General features: G+C 66.2%; 20 protein-coding genes. 4 read left to right on the top strand and 16 right to left on the bottom strand.

The window, feature by feature from the left end:
- Window positions 1–97: 97 nt before the first annotated feature.
- The 3 genes from LT971_RS09670 to LT971_RS09660 form a co-directional block, all read right to left on the bottom strand.
- Entirely contained in the window at window positions 98–496 is a 399-nt protein-coding gene (locus tag LT971_RS09670; protein ID WP_237006723.1) for a hypothetical protein, read from the bottom strand.
- A complete protein-coding gene (locus LT971_RS09665; protein WP_237006722.1) occupies window positions 493–1,143 on the bottom strand; it encodes a DUF7504 family protein in 651 nt (216 codons plus the stop codon). Before LT971_RS09665 ends, LT971_RS09670 begins: the two co-directional genes overlap by 4 nt.
- Window positions 1,144–1,904: 761 nt before the next feature.
- Window positions 1,905–3,329 carry a dihydrolipoyl dehydrogenase gene (locus LT971_RS09660; RefSeq protein ID WP_237006721.1) on the bottom strand — a complete coding sequence of 475 codons (1,425 nt, stop codon included), beginning with the start codon at window positions 3,327–3,329 and terminating at the stop codon, window positions 1,905–1,907.
- 43 nt (window positions 3,330–3,372) lie between these two features.
- On the opposite strand from LT971_RS09660, the gene LT971_RS09655 reads away from it, so the two are divergent.
- The gene (locus tag LT971_RS09655) at window positions 3,373–4,794 is read left to right on the top strand and encodes an MFS transporter (protein WP_237006720.1); all 1,422 of its coding nucleotides are present in this window, start codon (window positions 3,373–3,375) and stop codon (window positions 4,792–4,794) included.
- A 120-nt stretch (window positions 4,795–4,914) separates the two neighbouring features.
- On the opposite strand, the gene LT971_RS09650 is transcribed toward LT971_RS09655, so the two are convergent.
- The 5 genes from LT971_RS09650 to LT971_RS09630 form a co-directional block, all read right to left on the bottom strand.
- Window positions 4,915–5,700, bottom strand: a complete 786-nt coding sequence (locus tag LT971_RS09650) for a sulfite exporter TauE/SafE family protein (protein WP_237006719.1) — start codon at window positions 5,698–5,700, stop codon at window positions 4,915–4,917.
- Window positions 5,697–6,965, bottom strand: a complete 1,269-nt coding sequence (locus tag LT971_RS09645) for a M20 family metallopeptidase (protein ID WP_237006718.1) — start codon at window positions 6,963–6,965, stop codon at window positions 5,697–5,699. Before LT971_RS09645 ends, LT971_RS09650 begins: the two co-directional genes overlap by 4 nt.
- A 15-nt stretch (window positions 6,966–6,980) precedes the next feature.
- Window positions 6,981–7,463 carry a dihydrofolate reductase gene (locus LT971_RS09640; RefSeq protein WP_237006717.1) on the bottom strand — a complete coding sequence of 161 codons (483 nt, stop codon included), beginning with the start codon at window positions 7,461–7,463 and terminating at the stop codon, window positions 6,981–6,983.
- Window positions 7,464–7,482: 19 nt separating this feature from the next.
- Window positions 7,483–7,755: a hypothetical protein gene (locus tag LT971_RS09635; protein WP_237006716.1), complete on the bottom strand. Its 273-nt coding sequence runs from the start codon at window positions 7,753–7,755 to the stop codon at window positions 7,483–7,485.
- An 82-nt stretch (window positions 7,756–7,837) separates the two neighbouring features.
- Window positions 7,838–9,496, bottom strand: coding sequence for a glutamate synthase-related protein (locus LT971_RS09630; protein WP_237006715.1), 1,659 nt, complete (start codon window positions 9,494–9,496; stop codon window positions 7,838–7,840).
- A 312-nt stretch (window positions 9,497–9,808) separates the two neighbouring features.
- On the opposite strand from LT971_RS09630, the gene LT971_RS09625 reads away from it, so the two are divergent.
- A complete protein-coding gene (locus LT971_RS09625) occupies window positions 9,809–11,338 on the top strand; it encodes a potassium channel family protein (protein WP_237006714.1) in 1,530 nt (509 codons plus the stop codon).
- A gap of 11 nt (window positions 11,339–11,349) precedes the next feature.
- Here the strand turns inward: LT971_RS09625 and LT971_RS09620 are convergent, their stop codons facing one another.
- From LT971_RS09620 to LT971_RS09610, 3 genes are all read right to left on the bottom strand, one after another.
- Window positions 11,350–12,588 carry a cation:proton antiporter gene (locus LT971_RS09620; RefSeq protein ID WP_237006713.1) on the bottom strand — a complete coding sequence of 413 codons (1,239 nt, stop codon included), beginning with the start codon at window positions 12,586–12,588 and terminating at the stop codon, window positions 11,350–11,352.
- Between the two features lie 67 nt (window positions 12,589–12,655).
- Window positions 12,656–14,632: a thiamine pyrophosphate-binding protein gene (locus tag LT971_RS09615; protein ID WP_237006712.1), complete on the bottom strand. Its 1,977-nt coding sequence runs from the start codon at window positions 14,630–14,632 to the stop codon at window positions 12,656–12,658.
- Between the two features lie 102 nt (window positions 14,633–14,734).
- A complete protein-coding gene (locus LT971_RS09610) occupies window positions 14,735–15,355 on the bottom strand; it encodes a C2H2-type zinc finger protein (protein ID WP_237006711.1) in 621 nt (206 codons plus the stop codon).
- 181 nt (window positions 15,356–15,536) lie between these two features.
- On the opposite strand from LT971_RS09610, the gene LT971_RS09605 reads away from it, so the two are divergent.
- On the top strand, window positions 15,537–16,490 hold the full coding sequence (locus LT971_RS09605) for a DUF3179 domain-containing (seleno)protein (protein WP_237006710.1): 954 nt from the start codon (window positions 15,537–15,539) through the stop codon (window positions 16,488–16,490).
- Between the two features lie 64 nt (window positions 16,491–16,554).
- Here LT971_RS09605 and LT971_RS09600 read toward each other — a convergent pair whose 3' ends face one another.
- Window positions 16,555–16,974, bottom strand: a complete 420-nt coding sequence (locus tag LT971_RS09600) for a universal stress protein (protein ID WP_237006709.1) — start codon at window positions 16,972–16,974, stop codon at window positions 16,555–16,557.
- Window positions 16,975–17,080: 106 nt separating this feature from the next.
- Here LT971_RS09600 and LT971_RS09595 point away from each other — a divergent pair, with 106 nt between their 5' ends.
- Entirely contained in the window at window positions 17,081–18,256 is a 1,176-nt protein-coding gene (locus LT971_RS09595) for an inorganic phosphate transporter (protein WP_237006708.1), read from the top strand.
- A gap of 184 nt (window positions 18,257–18,440) precedes the next feature.
- Here the strand turns inward: LT971_RS09595 and LT971_RS09590 are convergent, their stop codons facing one another.
- The 4 genes from LT971_RS09590 to LT971_RS09575 all read right to left on the bottom strand — a co-directional run bounded on the left by LT971_RS09590 (window position 18,441) and on the right by LT971_RS09575 (window position 22,101).
- On the bottom strand, window positions 18,441–18,761 hold the full coding sequence (locus LT971_RS09590; protein ID WP_237006707.1) for a DUF7853 family protein: 321 nt from the start codon (window positions 18,759–18,761) through the stop codon (window positions 18,441–18,443).
- A 177-nt stretch (window positions 18,762–18,938) separates the two neighbouring features.
- Complete coding sequence (locus LT971_RS09585; protein WP_237006706.1) at window positions 18,939–21,095, bottom strand: cupredoxin domain-containing protein; 2,157 nt, start codon at window positions 21,093–21,095, stop codon at window positions 18,939–18,941.
- A 237-nt stretch (window positions 21,096–21,332) separates the two neighbouring features.
- Window positions 21,333–21,725 (bottom strand): winged helix-turn-helix transcriptional regulator, encoded by a 393-nt coding sequence (locus LT971_RS09580; RefSeq protein WP_237006705.1) that lies wholly within the window; start codon window positions 21,723–21,725, stop codon window positions 21,333–21,335.
- 112 nt (window positions 21,726–21,837) lie between these two features.
- Window positions 21,838–22,101 (bottom strand): helix-turn-helix domain-containing protein, encoded by a 264-nt coding sequence (locus LT971_RS09575; protein WP_237006704.1) that lies wholly within the window; start codon window positions 22,099–22,101, stop codon window positions 21,838–21,840.
- Window positions 22,102–22,130 lie beyond the last annotated feature (29 nt).

Here is a 22,130-nt window from a genome sequence, read left to right as displayed (position 1 = left end):
GTGAATACCTCCTCTCCTACCAAGAACACAGAATCGAGTGGTGGAGAGGTTAGATAAACAACCGCTCCGATATGGGATTGAGCGACCTCGTCGTCTCCTACCAGAGTTGAGTGATATTCCGTCGAAGCGAGACGAGAAGGGAATCCTCGCCAAACTCCTTGATGGTCTCTTGAACTGCGTTGACACTCGGGTCGGAGGCAGAGAGTTTGTTCTGCCGAACCCTTCGCATCAGATGCTTGGCGAAAGATTCAGCCGCTGAAACGGTCGATTCCTTCGATTCGTACGAGTCAATCAGGTAATTGTGGCGGACGTTCGTCGGCGTGTCCGTCGAGAGACGAAGTTGGTGGGCGTTGCTGACTTCCGGATCCGAGACGACTTCGACCGTAAACATCGTTCCGGTAGCTGTCCGGAAGCGGAATTTGATGGCCCCATCCGACTGTTCAGCGTGTTCGGCGACGCGCCAGTCTGGGGGGAGGTCGAACTCGGAATCTCTCATGACTGGAATGTGGTCGTTGACTGGTAGTCGAATACCGGCTTGTCGGCCCCTGACTCCTGAACGCGGAGGACGCCATCGACGTGTTCGGAGAGCGTAGCAATCGTGTCCGTGTCGTGGTTCGTGTAGTCGAGTCCGAACAGACAGAGACCGTCCGATGACCGATGCGCCCGGAAATCGTCGAGAACCGCCGAGAGACGTGTCGGCGGATTCGCATCTAGAAGTGGGGAGAGTGACCGGACGATGAGGTGGCGGCGGCCTGGGGACGATGGTGCGGTGTCAGTGTGATCAGCGAGCGCGACGAGAAGCCGTTCTAGGTCACGCGGTCCGGTGGTCGAACGAACGGGAACTTCGTCGTACGGTGCTCCATACGCGGGACGGTCACCTGTCGTATCTATCAGTTTGAGAGCGGGCCGCTCACTAACGGCTGCCCGACCAGCAAAGGATTTGACTGCCCGTGTTGGGGAGGTGGCTGTTGTGATGATGACCGCAGTATCCGAGCCTGTTCCGAAGGTGGCGAGCGCGTCTAAGGTCACGCAGTACTCAGTCGGTGCCCCATCAGTAAGGACGAGAACCGTTACACCGGTTTCGAATACGTCGGGAAACCGCTTGGCCTGCCCGTCATGAGAGGTAGTGAAGCCGCCCTCCATCGTGCTCACCGACCCCCGCGTAGTTGTTCATCGTTCGTCGGTTGGGCGAGCTTCGCCAATGTCCGTTCCGAGTAGTAGCGCGCTCCATAGGTCAGGCAGCTTGTAATTTCGATGGTGTCGGCTGACGTTGTCAAATGCGGTAGCTCCGTAGAGGGGATCGTTCGTTCGGTGAGTGTGCTACCACAGTCCGAGCAGGGAAGGTCTATTTTGTTCATGGGTGAGAGCGGTTCGGTCGAGTCCCGTCGTAGCACCCTCGGACGAGCCGGAGCGAAGTCGCCGCAATGGGGAGACGACCAGCGGTGGTGAATCCCGCGGCGTGGCGGACCGATAGGGGCGAAGAAAGGCCGGGACGACCCCGAATCATTACTGCTTTGGCAGCCCGTTTTTAAATAGATTTCGTATAATCTGGACGCACATCGACAATCAGGAGGCTGAGTTCCAATATCGCAACGCCTAAGGACGAGAATCGCGAAGGTTGGACTGAGACACACTCCCTAGTTGCGAGACTGGGTAATTATGGTGTCCGATGACGCCAATTTGGCCGAGGACTTCGCCGTCCGCGTTTCGGTGAACGAAGTCATCCACGGCCGCCATCCGTGGACTTGCCTTCCTGCAGGTTCGGCCGGGTGTCTGCTCCCCGGCTCGAGCCACCTGCTTTCTGACCTCAATATTGGCACGAACACAAGCGAATAGCTGCTCAGTGTATGCTGGTAATCAGGGCGACAGTGGCCCTCACTCGTCCGTGGCGCTGTTGAGCCAGGTCAGTGCGAGTGGCTGCCTCGAGTGAACTGGCCGGAGAACGCGCGCTGGACGACCTCCGGGAGCGCGGGGTGGACGTGAATCGACTCCCGGATGTCCTGGACGGTGCCGGAGCCGGCTTTCATCGCGACGACGACCTCCTGGATGAGCGTCGAGGCGTCCGGGCCGACGATGTGGCAGCCGAGAATCTCGCCGTCGAGGTCGATGAGGACTTTCACGAAGCCCTCGGCGTGCATCGCGTCACCGCGGCCCGTATCCTCGAACGCGTGAGTGTTCGTGGCGTACTCTCGGCCCGCTTGCTGGAGCTCTGACTCCGTCGCACCCACACCGGCCACTTCTGGCGACCCGAACACGGCGAACGGCATCGCCGAGTAGTCGACCGGCGTCAGCTCGTCGTCGAATATGTTCAGCGTGACAGTCCTCGCCTCGTGGTTGGCGTTGTGCTTCAGCAGGTACTCGCCGACGATGTCGCCGAGCGCCCAGACGCCGTCGGCGTCCGTCCGGAGGTACTCGTCTGTCTCGACGAACCCCGCCTCGTCCGTCTCGATGCTCGTGTTCTCGAGGGCGAGGGTGTCGGTGTTCGGCCTGCGGCCGGCCGCGACGAGCAGCTCGTCGCCCGTCACGCGCACCGGCTCTGCCTCCGCCACGATCCCCCCGTTGTCGCCGTACTCGTACTCGCGAGCCTCGACGGTGATCTCGCCGTCCCCCTCCGATACACTGGTGACTTCGTGGCCGGTATGGACGTCGAAGCGGTCGGCGTAGCGCTCGGTGAACGCCTCGGCGACCTCCTGGTCGGCCGACGGGAGGAGATTCGGACGCCGACCCACGATGGTCACGTCGGTCCCGAACGTTCCGAAGAAGTGCCCGAGCTCCGCCGCGATGTACCCCCCGCCGACGACGACGAGACTGTCCGGGCGCTCCGTCAGTGTGAGCGCTTCGGTACTCGTGAGGTAATCGACGCCCTCGATGCCATCGATGGGCGGAATCGCGGGGCGCGTTCCTGCCGCGACGAGTATCGTGTCGGCCCGCAGCGTGGCACCGTCGTCCTCACCACCGTGGACCTCGACGGTGTGGTCGTCGACGAATCGGGCTTCGCCGTCGAACAGCTCGTGGGCGTCAGAGGACTCCAGCCCGCGCCGGATCGAGTCCGAGTCGCCGTGGACGTCTTCGGTCACTTCGCGGACGATGTCGGCGAACGCGACGTCCTCGACGGACGCCTCGATGCCGAACTCGCCGGCGCGGTCGATAGTCTCCAGCACGTCGGCGTGATAGAGGAGCTGCTTCGAGGGGATGCACCCCCGGTTCAAACACGTCCCCCCGATGCGTCCTTTCTCGACGATCGCGACCGACTGGCCCTGATTCGCCGCGACGTTCGCCACGTCCAGGCCCGAGCCGGTCCCGATTACGAGGAAGTCAAATTCCTGCATGGCCCCCGGTACGCTCGCTGACGTCATCAAAGACCGGTAACCAGTGGGTTACTCTTCCGCCGGACACGAACTGTCTCGGTCGAGACCGGCCGGCTCCGCTGTGTCCGACTCTCGTCTGTATCCTGTCCGTCTTCTCGGGTGTGCAGTAGGCTCGAACCTACGCGCATGTTTTTATTACGTAGATGCACAACCCAGCGTGGTAGAGATGGGGTCCGTGGGGAAAACTGACAGATCTGGGTCGGAGGCGAAGCACGGCCACGCACAGAGGAGTCGATACCGTGTCCTGCTCGTTCTCGCTGTTGCCGAACTGCTGGCGATGACGCTCTGGTTCAGCGCGTCAGCAGTCGGTCCGGAACTCGCGTCGCTCTGGAGCCTCTCGAGCGCTGAAACTGCATGGTTGACCAACGCCGTGCAACTCGGGTTCGTCGTCGGTGCCGTGCTTTCGGCGACGCTCACGCTCTCGGATACGATTCCGCCGCGGTACCTCTTTGCCGTCTCGGCCGTCGTCGGCGCAGGCGCGACTGCGCTCATTGCGCTCGCCGTGTCGTCGTTCCTTCCGGCGGTTCTCCTGCGATTCTTGACCGGTGCCGCTCTCGCCGGCGTGTATCCGACCGGAATGAAGATCATGGCCGGCTGGTTCCGGGAGGGGCGCGGGTTGGCTATCGGCACGCTCGTCGGCGCGCTCACAATCGGTTCGGCACTGCCGCATCTGCTTCGAGCAGTTGGTGGCGTCGACCGTCCACGCCTCGTCCTCCTGGGGGCGAGTGCCCTCGCAGTCGTCAGTAGTGTGCTCGTGCTCTTCGTCCGCCCCGGTCCCCACCAAGCGCCGGCAGCGCCATTCGACCCCGGCGCCGTTCGTCGGATGCTCGGTGACCGCGGGACGATGCTCGCAAACCTCGGGTACTTCGGTCACATGTGGGAGTTGTACGCCGTCTGGGCGTGGATTCCAGTGTACATCACTGCGAGTTTCGCTGCCAGCGGTGACCCGGCGCCGACACTCGCTGCCCTGCTCGCATTCGCGACGATTGCGATAGGCGGTATCGGTGCCCTGGTCGCCGGTGTGTTCGCGGACCGGATCGGGCGGACGAGTGTCACGAGTGGCAGTATGATCGTCAGCGGCAGTGCCTGTGTCGGCGCCGGCTTCGTGTTCGGTGGGCCCTTGCTCGTTCTCGTGCCGTTCCTGTTGGTCTGGGGGTTCGTCATCGTCGCCGACTCCGCGCAGTTCTCGGCGGCCGTCTCGGAACTCGCCGAGGACAGTTACGTCGGGTCGGCCCTGACGCTGCAGACTGCCGTCGGATTCCTGCTCACGGTGGGGTCGATCCAGGTCACGCCGATTATTGCCGATGCCGTCGGCTGGCAGTGGGCGTTCGCGCCACTGGTCGTCGGGCCGCTCGTCGGGACTGTCGCAATGCTGTGGCTCCGACGACTCCCCGAGGCGGCCGCACTGGCTGGCGGTCGCGGATGATGCTGCGCTCCGCTCGGCTTGCCTGGGTGACTCGACGCTGCTTCCCGAGACGCGACCAGACAGAGAGTGACCCGTGTCCGCTCCGTACGCCACACTGCTCCAGGGGGGCACGCACTCCCGTCAGAGTAGTCCGAGGCCGCCACCGACCAGTCGAACACCAACCACTGTGAGCAGTCCGAGCACGACGAGTCTGCGTGAGCGTTCGCTCGCGATGGTCCGGAGACGTTTCCCGACAGCGACGCCGACGACTGCCGGGAGCGCCGCAGCGATGGACGCTCCCAGAACGGCACTACTCGGATAGAGCCCGAGCACGCCAGCGACCACGACTCGAATCCCGTTGAGTCCCAGGAACACGAGGGCGACAACGCCGACGAACAGCCCGTGTGAGAGGTCGAAGCTCCGGAGGTACGCGATGAGCTGGACGCCGACGTTCGTCCCGCCGAACAGGAGCCCCGAAACACTGCCGACGCCGACCATCCCGAGCCGCGTCCGGCTGACTGCCCCCGCGTTCCCTGAGGACCACTGGGGCAGCGGAATCCGCTGTTGCGTGGTCGCGACGAATCCGAGTGTCAGAACCCCGAGACCGACACGCAGGGGGCTACTCGGGATGCTATTGAGGGCTATCATGCCGACGACCGTGCCGACCAGCGCCGCACCGACGAGTGGCGCGAACCGCCGGCTACAGGTCCGGAGTTCGTCCCCGGAGAGGTCCCCGACCAGCGAAAGGTTGACCGCGAGAATCGGGACGATCATGAACACGACCGCCGTCGCCGGGTCGATCGTCGTCGCGAGCGCCATCGTCCCGACGAGGGCGAACCCGAAGCCGGCGAGCCCGTTCGTCGCCCCGGCGATCACGATGACGAGCGTCAGCAGCGCGAGGGTCGGCCACCCGAGAGCCGAAATCATCCGTCGGCGCTCGCGAATCGCTCGTAGAGGACGGGGAGCGTCCCGTAGCTGACGGCGTTCCGGACGAGCGCCTCGGTCGTCGTGTACTCGTCGGTCCCGTGGGCCGTCTGCGTGCCGAACCCGAACTCGACCGTCGGAATCCCGCTGTGTCGGAGGGCCTTGGCGTCGCCGCCGCCGGTCGCGCTGCGTCGGTAGACCTGCTCGTCGACGACGTGCTCGGCCGCGTTCGCGCTCGCTTCGACGATGGGGCTCCCGAGCGGTTCGTAGGAACCACGGGTCCACGAGATGTCCGTGATCTCGATGCCGTCCATCCCGGTCAAACAGTTCCGTATGCCGCCGAGTGCCGCTCTCGTGTCGACACCGGCAGTCAATCGGATATCGACGCTCGCGGACGCCGACGCCGGTACCGTGTTGATTGCCGTGCCGCCCTCGATGACGCCGAGGTTGATGGTCGGGTACCTGTACAGCCGGCGGGTGGCGTCGGCCCCGGCCTCGGGTTCGTAGAAGCCGACCGACTCTTCGATGATGTCGTCCATCGACGCGTCGACCGGCTGCTCCTGCTGTCCGAAGTCGCCCCGCAACTGGTCGATGGCCGCTGTCAGTCGGTCGATCGCGTTCTCCCCGATCATCGGCCGCGAGCCGTGGGCGGCCGTCCCGGACGCCTCGAGGGTGAGCCAGATGTTGCCGCGGTCGGCGACCGAGACGGAGTACCGACCGTTGCGAGCGGTCGTCTCGCCGACGACGCAGGCGTCGGGGGCGAAGTCGCTGGTGTCCAGGAGCGTCGTGAGGCCGGCGTCGCCGCCCGTCTCCTCGTCGCTCACGAACGCGAACTGGAGTGTCACTGGCGGCTTCGTCCCGGTTCGAGCGTACGCGAGTGCGACCTGTAGCATCGCAGCGACGGCGCCTTTCATGTCGGTCGTGCCGCGCCCGTAGATGCGATCCCCGTCTCTCTCGCCGAGCGGGTCGTACGTCCAGTCGCTCTCGTCGAACGGGACGGTGTCCAGGTGGCCGTTGAAACACAGCGTTCGGTCGGTCCGGCCGGGGAGCGTCGCGAGCAGATTCGGCTTCTCGGGGTCGACCTCGAACCGTTCGACGGCCAACGACGGTTCGTCGAGCGCACGCTTCAGCCACTCGACGATCTCGACCGTTCCTCCGGGTGGATTCTGCGTGTCGTGACCGACCAGTGTCTCGGTGAGCGCGAAGAGCTCACTGCGATTGGCGGAGAGGTACTCGGCGACGGCCGTCGGGAGGTCGGACGAATTCATCGTTGTGGGGGCTGGTTAGCGCTCCTCCCGGACCCACTCCTCGAGCGTGAAGTCGTCGTAGTCGGTGCGATCGACGACCGCCCAGTCGTCCCGGTCCCACTCCGGGAAGTAGGCGTCGCCGTCGTACTCACCCGGGACCCGACTGAGCACCATCCGGTCGACGGCGGACTGGAACAGGTCGTAGATGCCGGCCCCGCCGATGACGTAGGCGCGGTCGAATCCGAGCGACTCGACGACCGCGACCGCGTCGTCTACCCCCGACGCGTGGTGGGCCGAATCGACGTCGTACTCGGATTGCGACCGGCTCAACACGATTTGCGCCGTCCCGGGGAGGTCGGCCCGCATCGAGTCGAACGTCCGCCGGCCGAGAATCACGGGCCAGTCCGCGATCCGGTTCCGGTACTGGCGTTTGTCTGCCGGGATGCTCTGCCAGGGTATCTCGCCGTCTCGGCCGATGACGCCGTTCTCTGCCACCGCTGCGACTGATATCAGTTCCATTGTATGCTGTTGTCGGTCGTCACGCGCAGTCCAGTTCGCAGTCGTAGGACCGGCTGTAGATCCAGTAGCCGTCCGTAGCTGGCGCCATCGGCGACGCGTACTCCAGAGACAGTTTCGGATCGTCGGTGCGGTCCAGCGTCTCGACGAAGCGCCACTGGCCTGCCGGCTCGGCGACGTCGATGCGATACTGCCACACGTGGATCTGCTCGTCCATCACGTGAATCCCGTAACTGTCCGGAATGACGTCGGTCTGGTTCGGGGTGTCGTCCGGGGTGGTCGCGTCACTGCTCATGCGACCACGTACTGCTCGGGTGGGTTTGTCGTCGTCGCACGTGGGACGTCCTCGCACACACCTGCGATAGCTTTATGCCACATCAGTAGTCCCCGACGCCGGCGTACTCGACACCGGTCAGTTCGGCGACGTCCTTCTTCCAGGTCGTCAGGTCGCGGCGGTCGAAGCCGGCGAGGCTGTCGTGGCCACAGGCACGCGCCAGGACCTTCATCAGAGAGACAGTCGCCTCGAAGTAGTTCCGCAGCCCGTCGGCAGCCGACTCCACGACCAGGCGGTCCCGGAGTCCCTCCTTCTGTGTGGCGATGCCGACCGGGCAGTTGTTCGAGTCACAGGCCCGCATCCCGAGACAGCCGATCGCCTGCATCGCCGCGTTGGCGACGGCGACGCCGTCCGCGCCCAGCGCCATCGCCTTCACGAAGTCCGACTCCGTGCGCAGGCCGCCGGTCGCGATCAGGGTGACGTCCGACGCGCCCCGGTCGTCGAGGTGGCGGCGAGCGCGCGCGATGGCGGGCATCGTCGGCACGGAGATGTTGTCCTTGAAGACGTCCGGCGCCGCCCCCGTGCCGCCGCCGCGGCCGTCGAGGATGACGTAGTCGGCGCCCGCCTCGAGCGCGAAGTCGAGGTCGTCCTCGACGTGCTGGGCCGAGAGCTTGAACCCGACCGGGATGCCGCCGCCGACGTCGCGCACGCGGTCCGCCATTTCGGCGAAGTCCTCGGGCATCCGCAGGTCCGGGAACCGGGCCGGGCTGACCGCGTCGGTGCCCGGTTCGAGGTCGCGGACCTCCGCGATCCGCCCCTGGACCTTCTCGCCCGGCAGGTGACCCCCGGTCCCGGTCTTCGCGCCCTGGCCGGCCTTGAAGTGGAACGCCTGGACGTCCGCGACCTTCTCGATGTCCCAGCCGAACTTCCCGGAGGCGTACTCGTAGACGTACCGCGAGTTCGCGTCCCGTTCCTCGGGCAGCATCCCGCCCTCGCCCGAGCAGACGCCGGTGCCGGCGCGCTCGGCGCCCGTCGAGATGGCGACTTTCGCCTCCTCGCTGAGCGCACCGAAGCTCATGTCGCTGACGAAGACGGGGATCTCCAGTTCGAGTGGGTTCTCGGCGTTCGGGCCGACCACCAGACTGGTGTCGACGGGCGCCTCGTCGTCCAGCGGCGTGCGCGCGAGCTGCGCCGTCAACAGCTGGAGGTCGTCCCAGGACGGCAGCTCGTCCCGGGGGACGCCCATCGCAGACACGTCGCCGTGCTCGCCGATGCCCTCCGCGCCCAGCTGGGCGAGTTCCTGGATGTAGTGGGTGTGGGGTTCCTTCTCGGGGTCGGGGTCGCCGTAGAACTCGGGGTTGGTCGCGCTGTCCGCCTCCTCGGGGTCCAGGTCGTCGTACGGCTGGGGGTTGTCCGCGGCCCAGTCGGCGACCTCCGCGGCGTCGACGTAGACGGCGTCGTCCCCTTCGTCGACCCACGCCGTGAACGTCTCGAGCTGTTCGGAGTTGTCGTACTCGCTAATGCCCGTGTCGTACCGGTAGTCCCAGCCGTGGACGCCGCAGATGAGGTTCTGTCCCTCCACGTGGCCGTCGCCGAGCAGCACGCCCCGGTGGAGACACCGGCCGTACAGCACCGATACATCGTCGTCGTACCGCACCACGACGAGGTCGACGCCCGCTGCCTTCGCGTGGGCCGGCTCGCGGTCCGGGAGGTCACTCCAGGTCGCGACCCGCTCGGGGTCGCCGGCGTCCGAAGGCCTCATCGCTGCCTCCGCGCCGCAACTGGCGCGCCTCGATTCGCATGCTGTCGGTGCCGGACGTGGGCGTCGATATCGCGAGTCATGAGTAGTGAACGGGGCGGCTGGGGCGCGGGGGACCGAGTTCCGGCACACGGGGGGTGCCGGGGTGGCCCCAGCCACGTGAGACACGCGACCCCGGACGTAAATCCGTCGCGCGACCGTGCAACCCAGTACCACAGTCGACCCGAAGTTATGTAGGGCTGGTTGCGGAGTGGTAGCCAACACGATGTCACGGCCGCGACCCGCCGCTTCGGCGTCCGCGGAGGGCCGACGACGGTGACCGACTGCACGTACCAGTACGCCGCCGACGGGACCGAGCGGACGTGTCCCCGTCCGTCGGCGGACGGCCACGACCGGTGCGTGTTCCACCTCTCGCCCGCCGAACGCGAGGCCGACGGGCCCGACGCCCCGACGCTCCGCGAGGCGTTCCTGGCGGACGTCGACGCCGACGACCCGGCGCGACGCGAGTACGTCGGCGTGCACGTCCGGGACCTCGACCTGTCCGCGCTCGTCGTCGACGGCCACGACGTCGGCCCCGTCGCGTTCCGCGACGTCACCGTCGAGGGAACCCTCGACCTCTCCGGGGCCGTGCTCGCCCATCCGCTGGTCGTCGAGGACTCCCGGGTCGGTCACCTCGACGCCTCGGACGCGACCTTCGAGATGGACGTCACGGTCGACGAGTCGACGCTCGGCGCCGCCACCGACCTGTCGACGTGCGTCCGCGCGAAACGCGCGTCCTTCGAGCGCAGCCTGCGCCTGCACGCCACCCGGCTCGAGGGGAGCGCCGAGTTCGCGGCGGCCAGCGTCGACGGCTGGCTGAACGTCGACGGCGTTACCGTCGCGGGCCGCGCGCACTTCCCGCGGGTCGTCGTCGACACCGCGCAGTTCGCCGCGACGACCTTCGCAGCGGGCGCCGAGTTCGCGGGGGCCGACTGCGAGACCGCCACCTTCGACGGCGTCACGGTCCCGGAGGGCGCGACACTGGACCTCTCGGCGGCGTCGATCTCGCGGCTGCGGGTCCTCCCCGACGACTCGACCGACTGCCTGCTGGCGGACGCCGACGTCGCGGCCGGGTGGCTCGGGCAGCCCGAGGACACGGCCGCCTTCTACGACCTCACGGACGCGACGGTCGGCGACGTGGACCTGGACTGCGACCCGGAGACGTTCGACCGCTACCGGTTCTACCGGACGCGCTTCGACGGCTTCCCGTTCGCGTCCTACCGCGGCGTCCTCCGGGCGAACCGGTGGCGTATCCACGAGTACGCCGGCGACCCGGCCACCGAGACGGACGTCGAGAGCCTCGAGCGGACGTACCTGGAGGCCAAACAGGGCGCGTCCGGCATCGGCGACGGCGAGACGGCGTCGCTGTTCTTCGTCGAGGAGCTACGCTACCAGCGGCGGCGATACGCCGCCCACGCACTCGACCCGTCGCACTCGACGTGGCATCGTGGGGACGCCGTGGTGCGCTGGCTGACCAACGTTTTCCTGGACGCCGTCGCCGGGTTCGGCGAGCGCCCGCAGCGCACCGTCGCACTATCGGCCGCCGTCATCTTGGCCAGCGCCCTGGTGTACCCCGCGACGGCCGGGCTCGCAGCCGGCAGCGACGTCGTGCGGTACGCGACTCACGGGCCCTCGGCAGTCGTTGACGGCCTCTACTTCAGCGTCGTGACGTTCGCGACGCTGGGGCTCGGCGACGTCCACCCGGTCGGGTCGCTCGGCCGGTTCGTCGCCGCGTCGGAGGGGCTGGCCGGCGCGCTGCTGACCGCCATTTTCGTGTTCTCGCTGGGGCGCCGCGTGACGCGGTAGCGTCGGCGCCGTCAGTCGTCCTCGCCTGTCGTCTCTCCCATCCCGAGCTTGGACAGCACGACCGGCATCAGCAGGCCCTGGACGACGATGCTGAGCGCGGCGACGCCGAACACCATCGCGCGCAACTGCCCCAGGAACGGCACGCCCTCGGGCAGCGACAGCACCAGCGCGACCGGCACCACGGTGTGGAGGCCGCCCCAGACCATGACGTGCTGGCAGTAGCCGGGGACGGGCCGGCTGCCAGCGAGGTTCGTCGCCGTCACCAGCGGGTAGATGGTCGCCGCGCGCGTCGCGACGACCAGCACGGCCGCCAGGGCGACGACGTCGGCGTGCGCGACGAGGCTGTCGAACCCGACCTCGGCGCCGATGAGGACGTAGAGGACGGTGGTCGCCATGAAGGAGGCGGTCGTCCACACCTGCTGGACGTGATACTCGCTGGTGCTCATCTTGTGGTGGGTCTCCTCGTGGGCGCCTGCCAGCAGGCCGGCGCCGACCACTGCGAGGATGCCGCTGACGCCGAGGGCGTGCTCGGCGAGCAGGAAGCTGCCGTAGGCGACCAGCACCGTCAACAGGAGGACGCTCATCTCGTCCTCGAGGCGCCGCATCACGGCGTGGGCGGCGTAGCCGACGGCGGCACCGAGCAGGAACCCGCCGCCGCCGACGACGGCGACCTCGACGAGGACGCCGATGAGCCCCGCGGGCGTCGCGAGGCCGGCGACGGAGCCGGAGGACTCGAAGGCGGCGACCAGCGTGGTGAACAGCACGACCGCGACGCCGTCGTTGAACAGGCTCTCGCCCTCGATGGTGACCGCGAGGCGCTCGGAGACGTCCAGCTCCTCGAAGATCGACAGCACGGCCGCGGGGTCCGTGGGCAGGACGATGGTCGCGAACAGCAGCGACACGAGCAGGGGGAACCCGAACGCGACGGTTCCGGCGGCGCCCAGGATGCCGACCGCTAGCGGCAGGCCGACGACGGTCAGTACCGCGACGAGGCCGGCGTTCGCCCACAGCCGCCGGACGTCCAGCGTCGTCGTGCCGTGGAAGATGACGGCCGGCAGGAACACCATCAGTATCAGGTCCGGCGTGAGCTCGAGGCCGAACGACAGGCCGAGCGCCGACACGGCGACGCCGACGGACACGAGCACGCTCGCGAACGCGACCCGGTCGCGGCCCGCGACGAGCAGGCGGACGGCGAACGCCACCGCGAACACGGCGAGGACGCTCACGAGCGTGGCCGCGAGCCCGCTCATAGTGGCTGCCCGCTGGACTGGGGCGTGGTGCGTTCGGGCGCCCCGAACGCGGCCGACTGGGTGCCGGTCACACCGGGTCGGAGTCGGTCGGGATCTCGACCAGCGACGGGCCGTCGTGGGCGATTGCTTCTCGAAGTGCGTCGTCGAGGTCGTCGGCGTCCTCGACGTAGACGCCGTGGCCGCCGCAGTTGTCCGCGAACTCGGCGAACCCGGGGTTGACGAGGTCGGTCTGCCAGACGTCCCAGCCGCCCGTGCGTTGCTCCTTGCTGATCTTCCCGAGCTCGTCGTCGTTCAGGAGGACGTGCGTGAGGTCCATGTCGTACTTCACGGCGGTCGTGAACTCGCTCATGTACTGGCCGAAGCCGCCGTCGCTGGACACCGAGACCACGTCACGGCCCGCGAACTGCGAGCAGGGCTCCTGGGTGGCCGCCCACGCGCCGAGTGCGGCGGGGAACGCGAACCCGATGGAGCCGAGGTAGCCGGACATCAGGACGGACTGGTCCTCCGGCTCGAAGTACCGACCGAACGCGTACGTGTTGTTGCCGACGTCGACCGGCACGATGGCGTCGTCCGGCACGAGTCGACTCATCGCGTCGAACACCGTGGCGTAGTTGATGCCGCGCTCGGGGGGCTGGGCGCGCCGCGTCGCCTTCTCCTCGCGCCAGATCGCCCAGCGGTCGACGAGCTCGTCGCGCTGGCTCTCGGCGGCGAGGTCCTCGCCCAGGCGCTCGTGGAGCTCGTCGACGGTCACGCCGATCTCGCCCCAGACGGGGACGTCGACGCTGTGGAACTTCCCCAGTGTCATCGCGTCGTAGTCGACGTGGATGGTGGGCTTGTACTCGGCAATCCCCGTGTGGTTCGAGAAGCTCGCACCGAACACCGCCAGCAAGTCCGCCTCGTTCATGAAGTGGCTCGCGATGGGCGTCCCCGACCGGCCGAGCACCCCGCCCGCCAGCGGGTGGGAGTCCGGTATCTGACCTTTCGCCTTGAACGTCGTGACGACCGGGCAGTCCAGGCGCTCGGCGAGCTCGACGACGCCGTCCATATCGAAGCGCGCCCCGTGCCCGACCACGACGACGGGTCGCTCGGCCGTTTCGAGCAGGCCGACCGCATCCTCGAGGGCGTCCTCGGGCGGCGCGATGTCGCGGTCGGTGATGCGGCCCGCCGGGTCGCCGGGGTCGGCGCCTTCGGCGGACTGGGTCTGGATCTCGTCCGGGAAGACGAGGTGGGAGACGCCGTCCTCGAGGATGGCGGTCTTGGCGGCCCGGGTCGCGAGCTCCGCGTGCTGGCTGTCCGCCAGCATCGTCGCTTCGAACTCGGCGACGTCGCCGTAGGCGGCCTCCAGGTCGAGTTCCTGGAAGTTCCCGGTTCCCAAGACCTGTGACTCGACCTGGCCGGTGAGCGCGATCGTGGGGGCGCCGTCGACGTGCGCGTCCCAGAGCCCGGTGAGCATGTTCGTGGCGCCCGGTCCAGCGATAGAGAAGCACGCTGCCGGCCGACCCGTCAGTTTGCCGTACGCAGAGGCAGCGAACGCTGCGGCACCCTCGTGGCGGACGCCGTAGTAGTCCATGTTTCCGTTCTCGGCTTCACGGCGGAGTGCGTCCGCCAGACCGAGATTGGAGTGGCCGACGATGCCCCAGACCTGGCGGACACCCCAGTTGACGAGGGTCTCGGCAACCACGTCGGAGACCGTGCGTTCGTGGTCGTCTGCCTCGGGAAAGCCGACGTAGATCCCGTCTTCACGCTCCTCGACGGGGTACGTCTGCACGCAGTCGTCGTGGGGGCCGGGCGTTTCACCGGTCAGCGGGTCGAAATCCCACCCGTGCCAGGGACACCGCAGCAGCCCGGTCTCGATCGACCCCTCGCCGAGCGGGCCGCCCTGGTGGGGGCAGTTGTTGTCGAGAGCGGCGTACTCGCCGTCATAGTGGGTGACGGCGACGGTGGTGTCCCCGCAGTTGACCGCCTCGACGCGGCCCTCGGGGAGGTCGTCGTGGTCGAGGGCCTTGTGCCAGGTCGTCGGTTCCGAGACGTCGTCTGTACTCATGACGAGTCAATCGTGGTCGACCGACGTAAACGACGCTGCGGGTGTTCAGTCGCGGTACGCAGCCAGCAAACAGTTAAGTGCGATGCTCGGGCTGGTGCCCCGTTACTGTTCGATACGGACGGTAATCCGGTCTCCCTCCTGGAGGACGTACTCGCTGGGCTGGACCGACTCGCCGTTCACTGCCACCGTCACGTCCGTCCCCGAGTCGGCGTCCCGGTACGTCGTGCCGTCGTAGGTGACGGTGTCGGTCGTCACGTCGATGTCGAGGGTCGCCATCGCGTACTCGAGGGTGACCTGGCGGGCGTGGACGTGCCAGCGCGTCCCGCCGCCGCCCTCGAAGTGGAACGCCTCGCTCTGCAGCTGGTACCGGTCCCGGCTGAAGTCGACCTGGTCGCCAGCGATGACGACCTCTATGGTACCGTGGTAGTGGACGGTCCGGAGATCGGTCGGCTGGACTGCCGCGTCCACGCTCCCTGTCGAGCCGCCACCACCCGTGGTCGTGACCCAGGCGGCAACGATGACGGCGACGCCACCGAGGACGACGAGGCCGATAACCAGTGGCCCCGTCGGGACGTCGAGACCACTGTTGTCGTCCGTGCGGCCGGCCACGCGCCGCTGGTCGATGGTCCCGAGGTCGTCGGCGTGGTCGGCAACCAGGTGGTCGAGGTACGCGTCTTCGTCGTCGAACTCCGCTTCGCAGTACCGGCAGTCCGGCACGCTCACCGCACCCCGGAGACGGCTCTACGCGCCGGTCCCAGAGGGACTTCGACGACCGAGGAGTCGACCGGTTCCATGGCCCCTGTTACTTGGTCGCACGTAATCAACCTCGCACAAGCAGCGGGGAGAGCCGGATGTCTCGAGCGTTGGCAGTAGTTCTATGCAAGGGTGGCGAGTAGCCGGGGCCGTGAACGTCCGGCAAGTCATCCCTCGGGACGCGATTCCGAGCGTCGACGCCCCCGAGTTCGGCGCGACTTACGACGGCGACGGCGAGGACGACGTGGTCGTCCTCGATACGTGCGACCCGGCACGGGCGTACCCCGTGCGGTACCTGAACTACCACGAGATCGTCAACGACGTAGTGGACGGCGACCCGGTCGCAGTGACGTGGTGTCCGCTGTGTGGTAGCGCTGTCGTCTACGACAGACGTGTGAACGGGCAAACGCTCGAGTTCGGCGTCTCCGGAAAGCTCGCTGACGACGATCTTGTCATGTACGACCGCCAGACCGAGAGCGAGTGGAAGCAGTCGCTCGGCGAATGTATCCGCGGCGAACTCCAGGACACATCGCTCACGGTGCGGCCAGCGTCACTGGGTTCCTGGCAGGAATTCCGCGAGACGTACCCAGACGGCGTCGTGCTACAGGCACCGGGTGGCGAAAGCGAAGCCGCGAGCGACGGCGATGAACCTGCGTCGATCGACTACGACGAGTCGCCGTACGACGAGTACGTCGACGGCGAGGGGTTCGGACTCGCTGCACACCGCGGCACCAGCGACAGCCGCGAGTGGAACCGAGACGACCTGGCCCCGAAGACAGTCGTACTCGGGGTCGAACAGGGCGCCGACGCAGTCGGCTATCCACTTCCCGACGTGCGAGATGCCGGAGGCGTCGTGACCGACCACGTCGGCGACCGGTCGATCGTCGTGTTTGCGACTGCCGATGGCATCCACGCGTACGAAGACCCCGGCTACGAGTTCGATCTGGAGGAGGGCGACATCGTCGGTGACGGCACGTCGTGGAACGTAGCGACAGGACGCAGCGCGGATGGTCGACGACTCGAACGCGTCCCGTCACGTCGGTTGTTCGCGTTCGCGTGGCAGGACGACCACGGCGAAGACGCGTTTTACCACCACGACGCGTGAGGTGCGTCGACGGCCGTTTTCCGAGCAGTTACCGCACTTGGTTGGAGTCGTAAGTAAAGTGGAGCTATCGAACAACAGTTACCGGAGCCGGTGAGCGACGGAACACTTTCTGCGCGACGTTCCCCACGAACAATCGGTCGGCAAGCGATCCACTGTGACTCCCGATCACGACGGTATCGAAGTCAGCCGCTCGGTTGACGATTGCTTTCGCTGGACTCCCCCACATCACGTCCGTCTCGATCTCTTTGTCCTGTTCTTGCGCAATCTCACGCGCTCGGTCAAGGACTGCTGATGCATGCTCTTCCGCTGCTTCCTCAAGATTATCCTCAATTGCAAGTCCCATCGCTTTCCCCATCATCGGCGAGGGTTCACCCACAATATGTAAGACCGTGATCTCCGCATTTGGATGGGCCTCAAGCGCGTATTCAAGCGCGTGTTCAGCCATCTCCGACTCGTCCATCGGAACGAGAACCCGGGAAATCATACGTGAACTACAGCAGCCAACAGCATAAACCACTGGTTAGACAGTCTCAGATGAACCGCTCAGTGGAATCGTAACAGATACGCGAACGTCACCAGAATGGTATCACATGGTTTCGCTGCTATTACTTGTTGCACTCGTTGCTGCGGTCTTTGTCGGATTCAATATTGGTGGGTCATCGACGGGCGTCGCGTGGGGGCCGCCCGTCGGGGCGAACATCATGAGCAAGACCGGAGCAGCCGCCCTGATGACGGGGTTCGTCTTCCTCGGTGGCTGGACGGTCGGGCGAAACGTCATCGATACACTCGGCGGTGACCTCGTCCCACAGACAATATTCTCTCCCGCAGCGAGCATCGTCGTCCTGGCGTTCATCGGACTCGGCATGCTGTTCGCCAACCTCTACGGTGTTCCCGTTTCGACCTCGATGACGGCGGTCGGGGCGATTGCCGGCCTCGGACTCGCAACTGGCGAACTCGATTATGGCGTCCTCGGCTCGATCATGGTCTGGTGGGCCATCGCACCAGTCCTCGGGTTCTGGTTCGGTGTCATCTTCGGTCGGTATCTCTACGACTATCTCGACCAGAAGGTCGCCCTCGAACAATCCAGCGGCCCGCTTCTCACGCTCAACCGGTCGGGAGTCCTACCGACACCGAAACTGGGGCCTGGAACCACCCCGCGTGAAGCAGTCAGCACGGTCGTGGTAATCGGCATCGCCTGTTACATGTCGTTCAGTGCTGGGGCGAGCAACGTCGCGAACGCGGTTGCACCACTCGTCGGTGGTGACTTGATCGGTGTCAATAATGCCGTCATCCTCGGGACTGTCGCAATCGGGATTGGTGCATTCACCATCGCACGACGGACGATGGAGTCAGTCGGGAACGACCTCACTGAGCTGCCATTACTGGCTGCGACTATCGTGATGGTCGTCGCTGCGAGTATCACGACTGTGGCCTCGGCCCTCGGCATCCCGATGAGCCTCGCTCTCTCGACGGTCATGTGCATCGTCGGTCTGGGGTGGGGGCGAGCAACCCGGCCAACGGGAGCTGGTGACCTCGTGAAAGGAAATATTGAAACCGATATTTCGGTGGATGCAATTACCCACGAGACGGGTGACGAAGTCTCTCGGGTTGGCGAAGAAGAGCCCGGGGGTGTGCAAGACGCCCAGCAGTTGTTCGACCCCTCCTCAGTCGTTCGATTCGTTGCGTTCTGGATTATCGGGCCCTCGATCGCTACCGCACTTTCCTACGTAGCGTTCCTTCTTCTGCCGATTGCAGGAACCACCTGATGCTAAAGAAGCGGTCCTACTTACCAGGGCATTCGATTCGGTCTACAGTGGAATGATTTCCTCGTGAATCGTTCTATGATACCTTTCAGTGGCATCGAAACGCGCGAGCGCCTGTGGCTGCGGGACGACGACATCACGGAACTTCTCGCTCTGATTCGTTTCGCGAACGGAGGGGGTGAACCGGTCAGCGATGGACTTTGCCGGGGCACTGGTGGTCGATCCGGTCGACGACTGCGTTGGCGGGGTTACGGTCGACATCCGGCGTCTCCTCGCTATCTGCATAGTCAGCGAGGATGTCACGGAGCCGGTCGTACTCGAAGGCGGTGAATCGGTAGTCGCCGGCTTCGATTTTCTCCAGAATGACGAGTTCGACGACTGGTCCGGGGCTGTCGTCGTCTTCGAGAGCGTCTTCGACGTAATCGAGGACGGCGCTGTGGATTGCCCACTGTTTCGCTGGCGCGAAGTCGAGTGGCGCGTCGGATGCGGTGTCGATTTTATCTGACATTGTAGTTTCTCCTCCCCCTAGTTACCTACATTTATTCTATGGGGCCCGACTCACGTAAACCTGGGACAACTGCTTCGATACCACGTTACCGGACAGTGAGTTCCCAAATAGGGTCCAAACCGAGCACACGAACGCGGGCAGACACCCCGAAGGTGGAAAAAGAGACCGCCGCGAGAACTACTGTGGCGGCTCGTCGGTCTCCCCGGGGACGCCGCGTCCGCGGTAGAAGTCGCCGGCCCACGCTCCGATCCAGATGTCCTGGTTCGCCGTGTACAGCGCCCAGGCGGTTGTGAACCGGTCCTCGACGATCGACCACTCGTCGCTCTCGGCGTCGTACTCGACGGCGTCGTTGTACACCGCTGCCTGCCCGTACTCGCCGCCCGCTGCCGGCGGCAGCGGGAGGGTGTACTCGGCCGATTCGTCGCGGCTCTGCGGCCGCTCGGCGCGCTGCAGGCGCCCGCGATTGAACGTTTGGTTGAAGTACCGGGCGTACGTCGACTGGACGTCGCGGTCGAGGAGGACGTCCGCGGCGTTGATGCCGCCGGTCACGTCGCCGGCGTCTCGCGAGGTGATGCGGTACGTCGCGTCGTCGACGCCGGACGCGAACGTGCCGGCGTCCTCGTTCCAGAGCTCCTCGAGCATGAACGTCAGGGTGTCCTCCGCGAGCCCGGCGTGGTCGATGCCGTCGAGCTGTGACGCCCAGAGGAGTCCCTGCGTGATTGCGCCCTGGGTCGCCGCCTGGTTCTCGGCGCCGCCCGTGACGCGGCCGCCGTCCTCGACGTGTGCCTCGACTTCGCTCGCCAGCGCGTTCGCGTACTCGGCAGCCTGCGACCGCAGGTCGTCGCTGCCGGCCTGCGTGCCGTACCAGCCCACGGCGGACAGCATCTGGCCGAGGTCCCGCGCAGACCCCATCTCGACGACGTTCGCGGGCTCGAACAGACCCATCGTCGCCTGTGCCATGCCGTCAGTCAGCTGCTGGATCTTGGGTGCGGGAATCAGTGGCTCGGGATTCACGTAGCCGAACCAGCCGTTCTGTGCGAGGCTGTTCAGTCCCGAGAGGAACCACAGCATCGCCGAGTGGTGGTTCGGGCGAGAGGTGTCGTCGACCACGGTGCCGTCGCCCGGCCGGAACTCCGAGACGAGCTCCATCGACTCGCCTTTCGTGAGCGCGCCGTTGCCCTCCGGGCCGCCCGCGATGAGCGTCGCGTTCACGCCGATCTGGGCGAGCGTCGACAGCAGCTGGGCGCGGAACTTCGCCGCAATCTCCGGCGGGAGTGTCTCGAAGTGCTCCTGGAAGTTCTTCGCCCACGTCACGCCCTTGAGGTGCGTCCACGCCAGCGAGGAGGGGCTCACGACCTTCGAGGACTCGGCCATGTCCCACGTGAGCGTGGCGGCGTCCGGGCGGCCGTCGCCCGCGTCGAAGACGGGTTGCTCAGTGAAGTGCGGGTCGCCCTCCGTGAACGCCGCCATGTTCAGGTTCGGGTTCCGGATGGGCGGCTTGTCGGTGTCGGCCTGCTCGAGCATCGCGGGGAGGCGCTGATTGAACTGCTCGCGCTGCTGGTCGTTGTGCGGGAACAGGACGCCGTTCCCGCTCATCGCGATGTTCGTGCTCATGTTGTACAGCGAGTACCAGTACGAGTCCCAGGTGGCGTCCGACCACGCGTATGCGGCGCCTGTGTCGCCGCCGTCGCCCTCGGTGATGCCCGCTACCTCGAAGAGCCGTGCGAGGCTGTCGGCAGCCGCGGACTGTTCGACCTCGCCGGGGGCGGCGGTGCCCGGGCCGCCCTGCGGTGCTTCGACCACCACCAGGCCCACCATGCCGAGCCCCTCGTGTGGACGACAGTAGTAGTTGTAGGCGCCCGGCGTCTCGAACGTGTGCTCGAACGTGCCGCCGGCCGACAGCGTGCCGGAGTCGAACCCCGACGCCTCGTCGGGGATGCGCAGCGTCTTGTCGTTGTCGGGGTGGTAGGCGGTCGCGGAGTGGCTCCCTTCAGCGACGTTCCACGTCACGGTCGCACCCTGTTCGACCCAGGCGACGGCCGGCGTGAAGACGTTCTGGCCTGCGCCCTGGTCGGCGTCGAGGACCGTCGCGTCGACGGTGGCCGACGCCTGGAGGTCGTCGGGGCTGCCGAGCTGGTCGGCGCCGGGGGGCGCGTCTCCGCCGGTGGTAGTCGTCGTCGTGTCCGCGGTGGTGGGTTCGCCTGTGGTCGCCCCGTCACCTGCGTCGTTCGCATCAGTATCGCCCGCTGGGCTGTTGCAGCCCGCGAGTAGCCCGAAGAGCGTGGCGCCGCTCGCGCCGAGGAGAGTTCGTCTGTTGAGGTCGTCAATTCCCATGTTCGAGTGTTTGCTAGAGACACTCATTACCTTCAGCGAACCACTGGCTCACGGGGTGAGCAACCGGTTACCGACTCGTGGTTCGGCAGAGAACGCAGTCCATTCCAGTGCGAACGATGTGGCTGTCGCGTCGAAGAAGTCGTTCGGCAGCCTCTCGTCTGAGAGACGAACCCGGTACCGTCTGGAAGCAGAACTACGCCGCAGTGCGGTACGGCGGCTCCGGGATGGTTGGAGGCCTTAGATGGCCGAGGCGTCGGTGTTCTCGGGGTCTGGTTCGGTGAGGTGTTCGAGTCCCCAGTCGCGCATCGCTGTGATGACCGGTTCGAGCGACTGCCCGTGCTCGGTCAGGGAGTACTGGACGCGGACCGGTTTTTCGCTGAGAACCTCGCGGTCGACCAACCCCTTCTCCTCTAGGTCGTCGAGGCTGTCCGAGAGCACTTTGCTGGAGATGCCGTCGACGTCGGCTTTCAGCTCGTTGAATCCCGATTCACCGTTCGACAGCAGACGGTGGACGATGACTGGATGCCACTTCTTCCCGATGAGCGAGGATGTCGTCGTGACCGGACACCACTCCTCGCCGGCACACCAGACGGCGAGTTCGCCCGCCGAGTCGCCGGTGTCGTCTGTCATACCTATCTCTTCGGTCGCCGACGACTTAGTAGTTACCCTAAGAAACTTAGTTACGGAACACAATCCACATCGGCCACGGGGTCGGGCGCCGCTCTGCCGACTCGTCACCGGTTCATTCCGTTCCATCCAGGTCTACCACGACGACGCCCTCGACGTCCATCGCTGCAACTGCCGCACCGGCCCGGGTGACGCGAACCTCCCCCTCGCCGTCGCGACTAGCGAGCCCACAGTCCACGAGGTTACTGACCTGCCTACGGACTGCGTGACAGTCTGCGTCCAGCGCCGTTGCGAGGTCGGCCACCGTCGTCGTTCGAGGTGGTCTATCCTCGCTCTGCGTTGCGAGCGCGTCGAGTACCGCCGCCCGACTCAGCGCCATCGGTCACTCGCTCCCTCGGTATCGCTGTC

This window comes from Halobacterium rubrum, assembly GCF_021729015.1.
Taxonomy (GTDB): Archaea; Halobacteriota; Halobacteria; order Halobacteriales; family Halobacteriaceae; genus Halobacterium; species Halobacterium rubrum.
Note: the sequence above shows the minus strand (reverse complement) of the source record. Positions and strands in the feature narration are given on the sequence as shown.

Bases quoted from the DNA above. Each gene is read 5' to 3' on its own strand.
- LT971_RS09670 (WP_237006723.1), bottom strand. From the start codon at position 496: ATGAGAGATTCCGAGTTCGACCTCCCCCCAGACTGGCGCGTCGCCGAA.
- LT971_RS09665 (WP_237006722.1), bottom strand. From the start codon at position 1,143: ATGGAGGGCGGCTTCACTACCTCTCATGACGGGCAGGCCAAGCGGTTT.
- LT971_RS09660 (WP_237006721.1), bottom strand. From the start codon at position 3,329: ATGCAGGAATTTGACTTCCTCGTAATCGGGACCGGCTCGGGCCTGGAC.
- LT971_RS09650 (WP_237006719.1), bottom strand. From the start codon at position 5,700: ATGATTTCGGCTCTCGGGTGGCCGACCCTCGCGCTGCTGACGCTCGTC.
- LT971_RS09645 (WP_237006718.1), bottom strand. From the start codon at position 6,965: ATGAATTCGTCCGACCTCCCGACGGCCGTCGCCGAGTACCTCTCCGCC.
- LT971_RS09640 (WP_237006717.1), bottom strand. From the start codon at position 7,463: ATGGAACTGATATCAGTCGCAGCGGTGGCAGAGAACGGCGTCATCGGC.
- LT971_RS09635 (WP_237006716.1), bottom strand. From the start codon at position 7,755: ATGAGCAGTGACGCGACCACCCCGGACGACACCCCGAACCAGACCGAC.
- LT971_RS09630 (WP_237006715.1), bottom strand. From the start codon at position 9,496: ATGAGGCCTTCGGACGCCGGCGACCCCGAGCGGGTCGCGACCTGGAGT.
- LT971_RS09620 (WP_237006713.1), bottom strand. From the start codon at position 12,588: ATGAGCGGGCTCGCGGCCACGCTCGTGAGCGTCCTCGCCGTGTTCGCG.
- LT971_RS09615 (WP_237006712.1), bottom strand. From the start codon at position 14,632: ATGAGTACAGACGACGTCTCGGAACCGACGACCTGGCACAAGGCCCTC.
- LT971_RS09600 (WP_237006709.1), bottom strand. From the start codon at position 16,974: ATGATTTCCCGGGTTCTCGTTCCGATGGACGAGTCGGAGATGGCTGAA.
- LT971_RS09595 (WP_237006708.1), top strand. From the start codon at position 17,081: ATGGTTTCGCTGCTATTACTTGTTGCACTCGTTGCTGCGGTCTTTGTC.
- LT971_RS09590 (WP_237006707.1), bottom strand. From the start codon at position 18,761: ATGTCAGATAAAATCGACACCGCATCCGACGCGCCACTCGACTTCGCG.
- LT971_RS09585 (WP_237006706.1), bottom strand. From the start codon at position 21,095: ATGGGAATTGACGACCTCAACAGACGAACTCTCCTCGGCGCGAGCGGC.
- LT971_RS09580 (WP_237006705.1), bottom strand. From the start codon at position 21,725: ATGACAGACGACACCGGCGACTCGGCGGGCGAACTCGCCGTCTGGTGT.
- LT971_RS09575 (WP_237006704.1), bottom strand. From the start codon at position 22,101: ATGGCGCTGAGTCGGGCGGCGGTACTCGACGCGCTCGCAACGCAGAGC.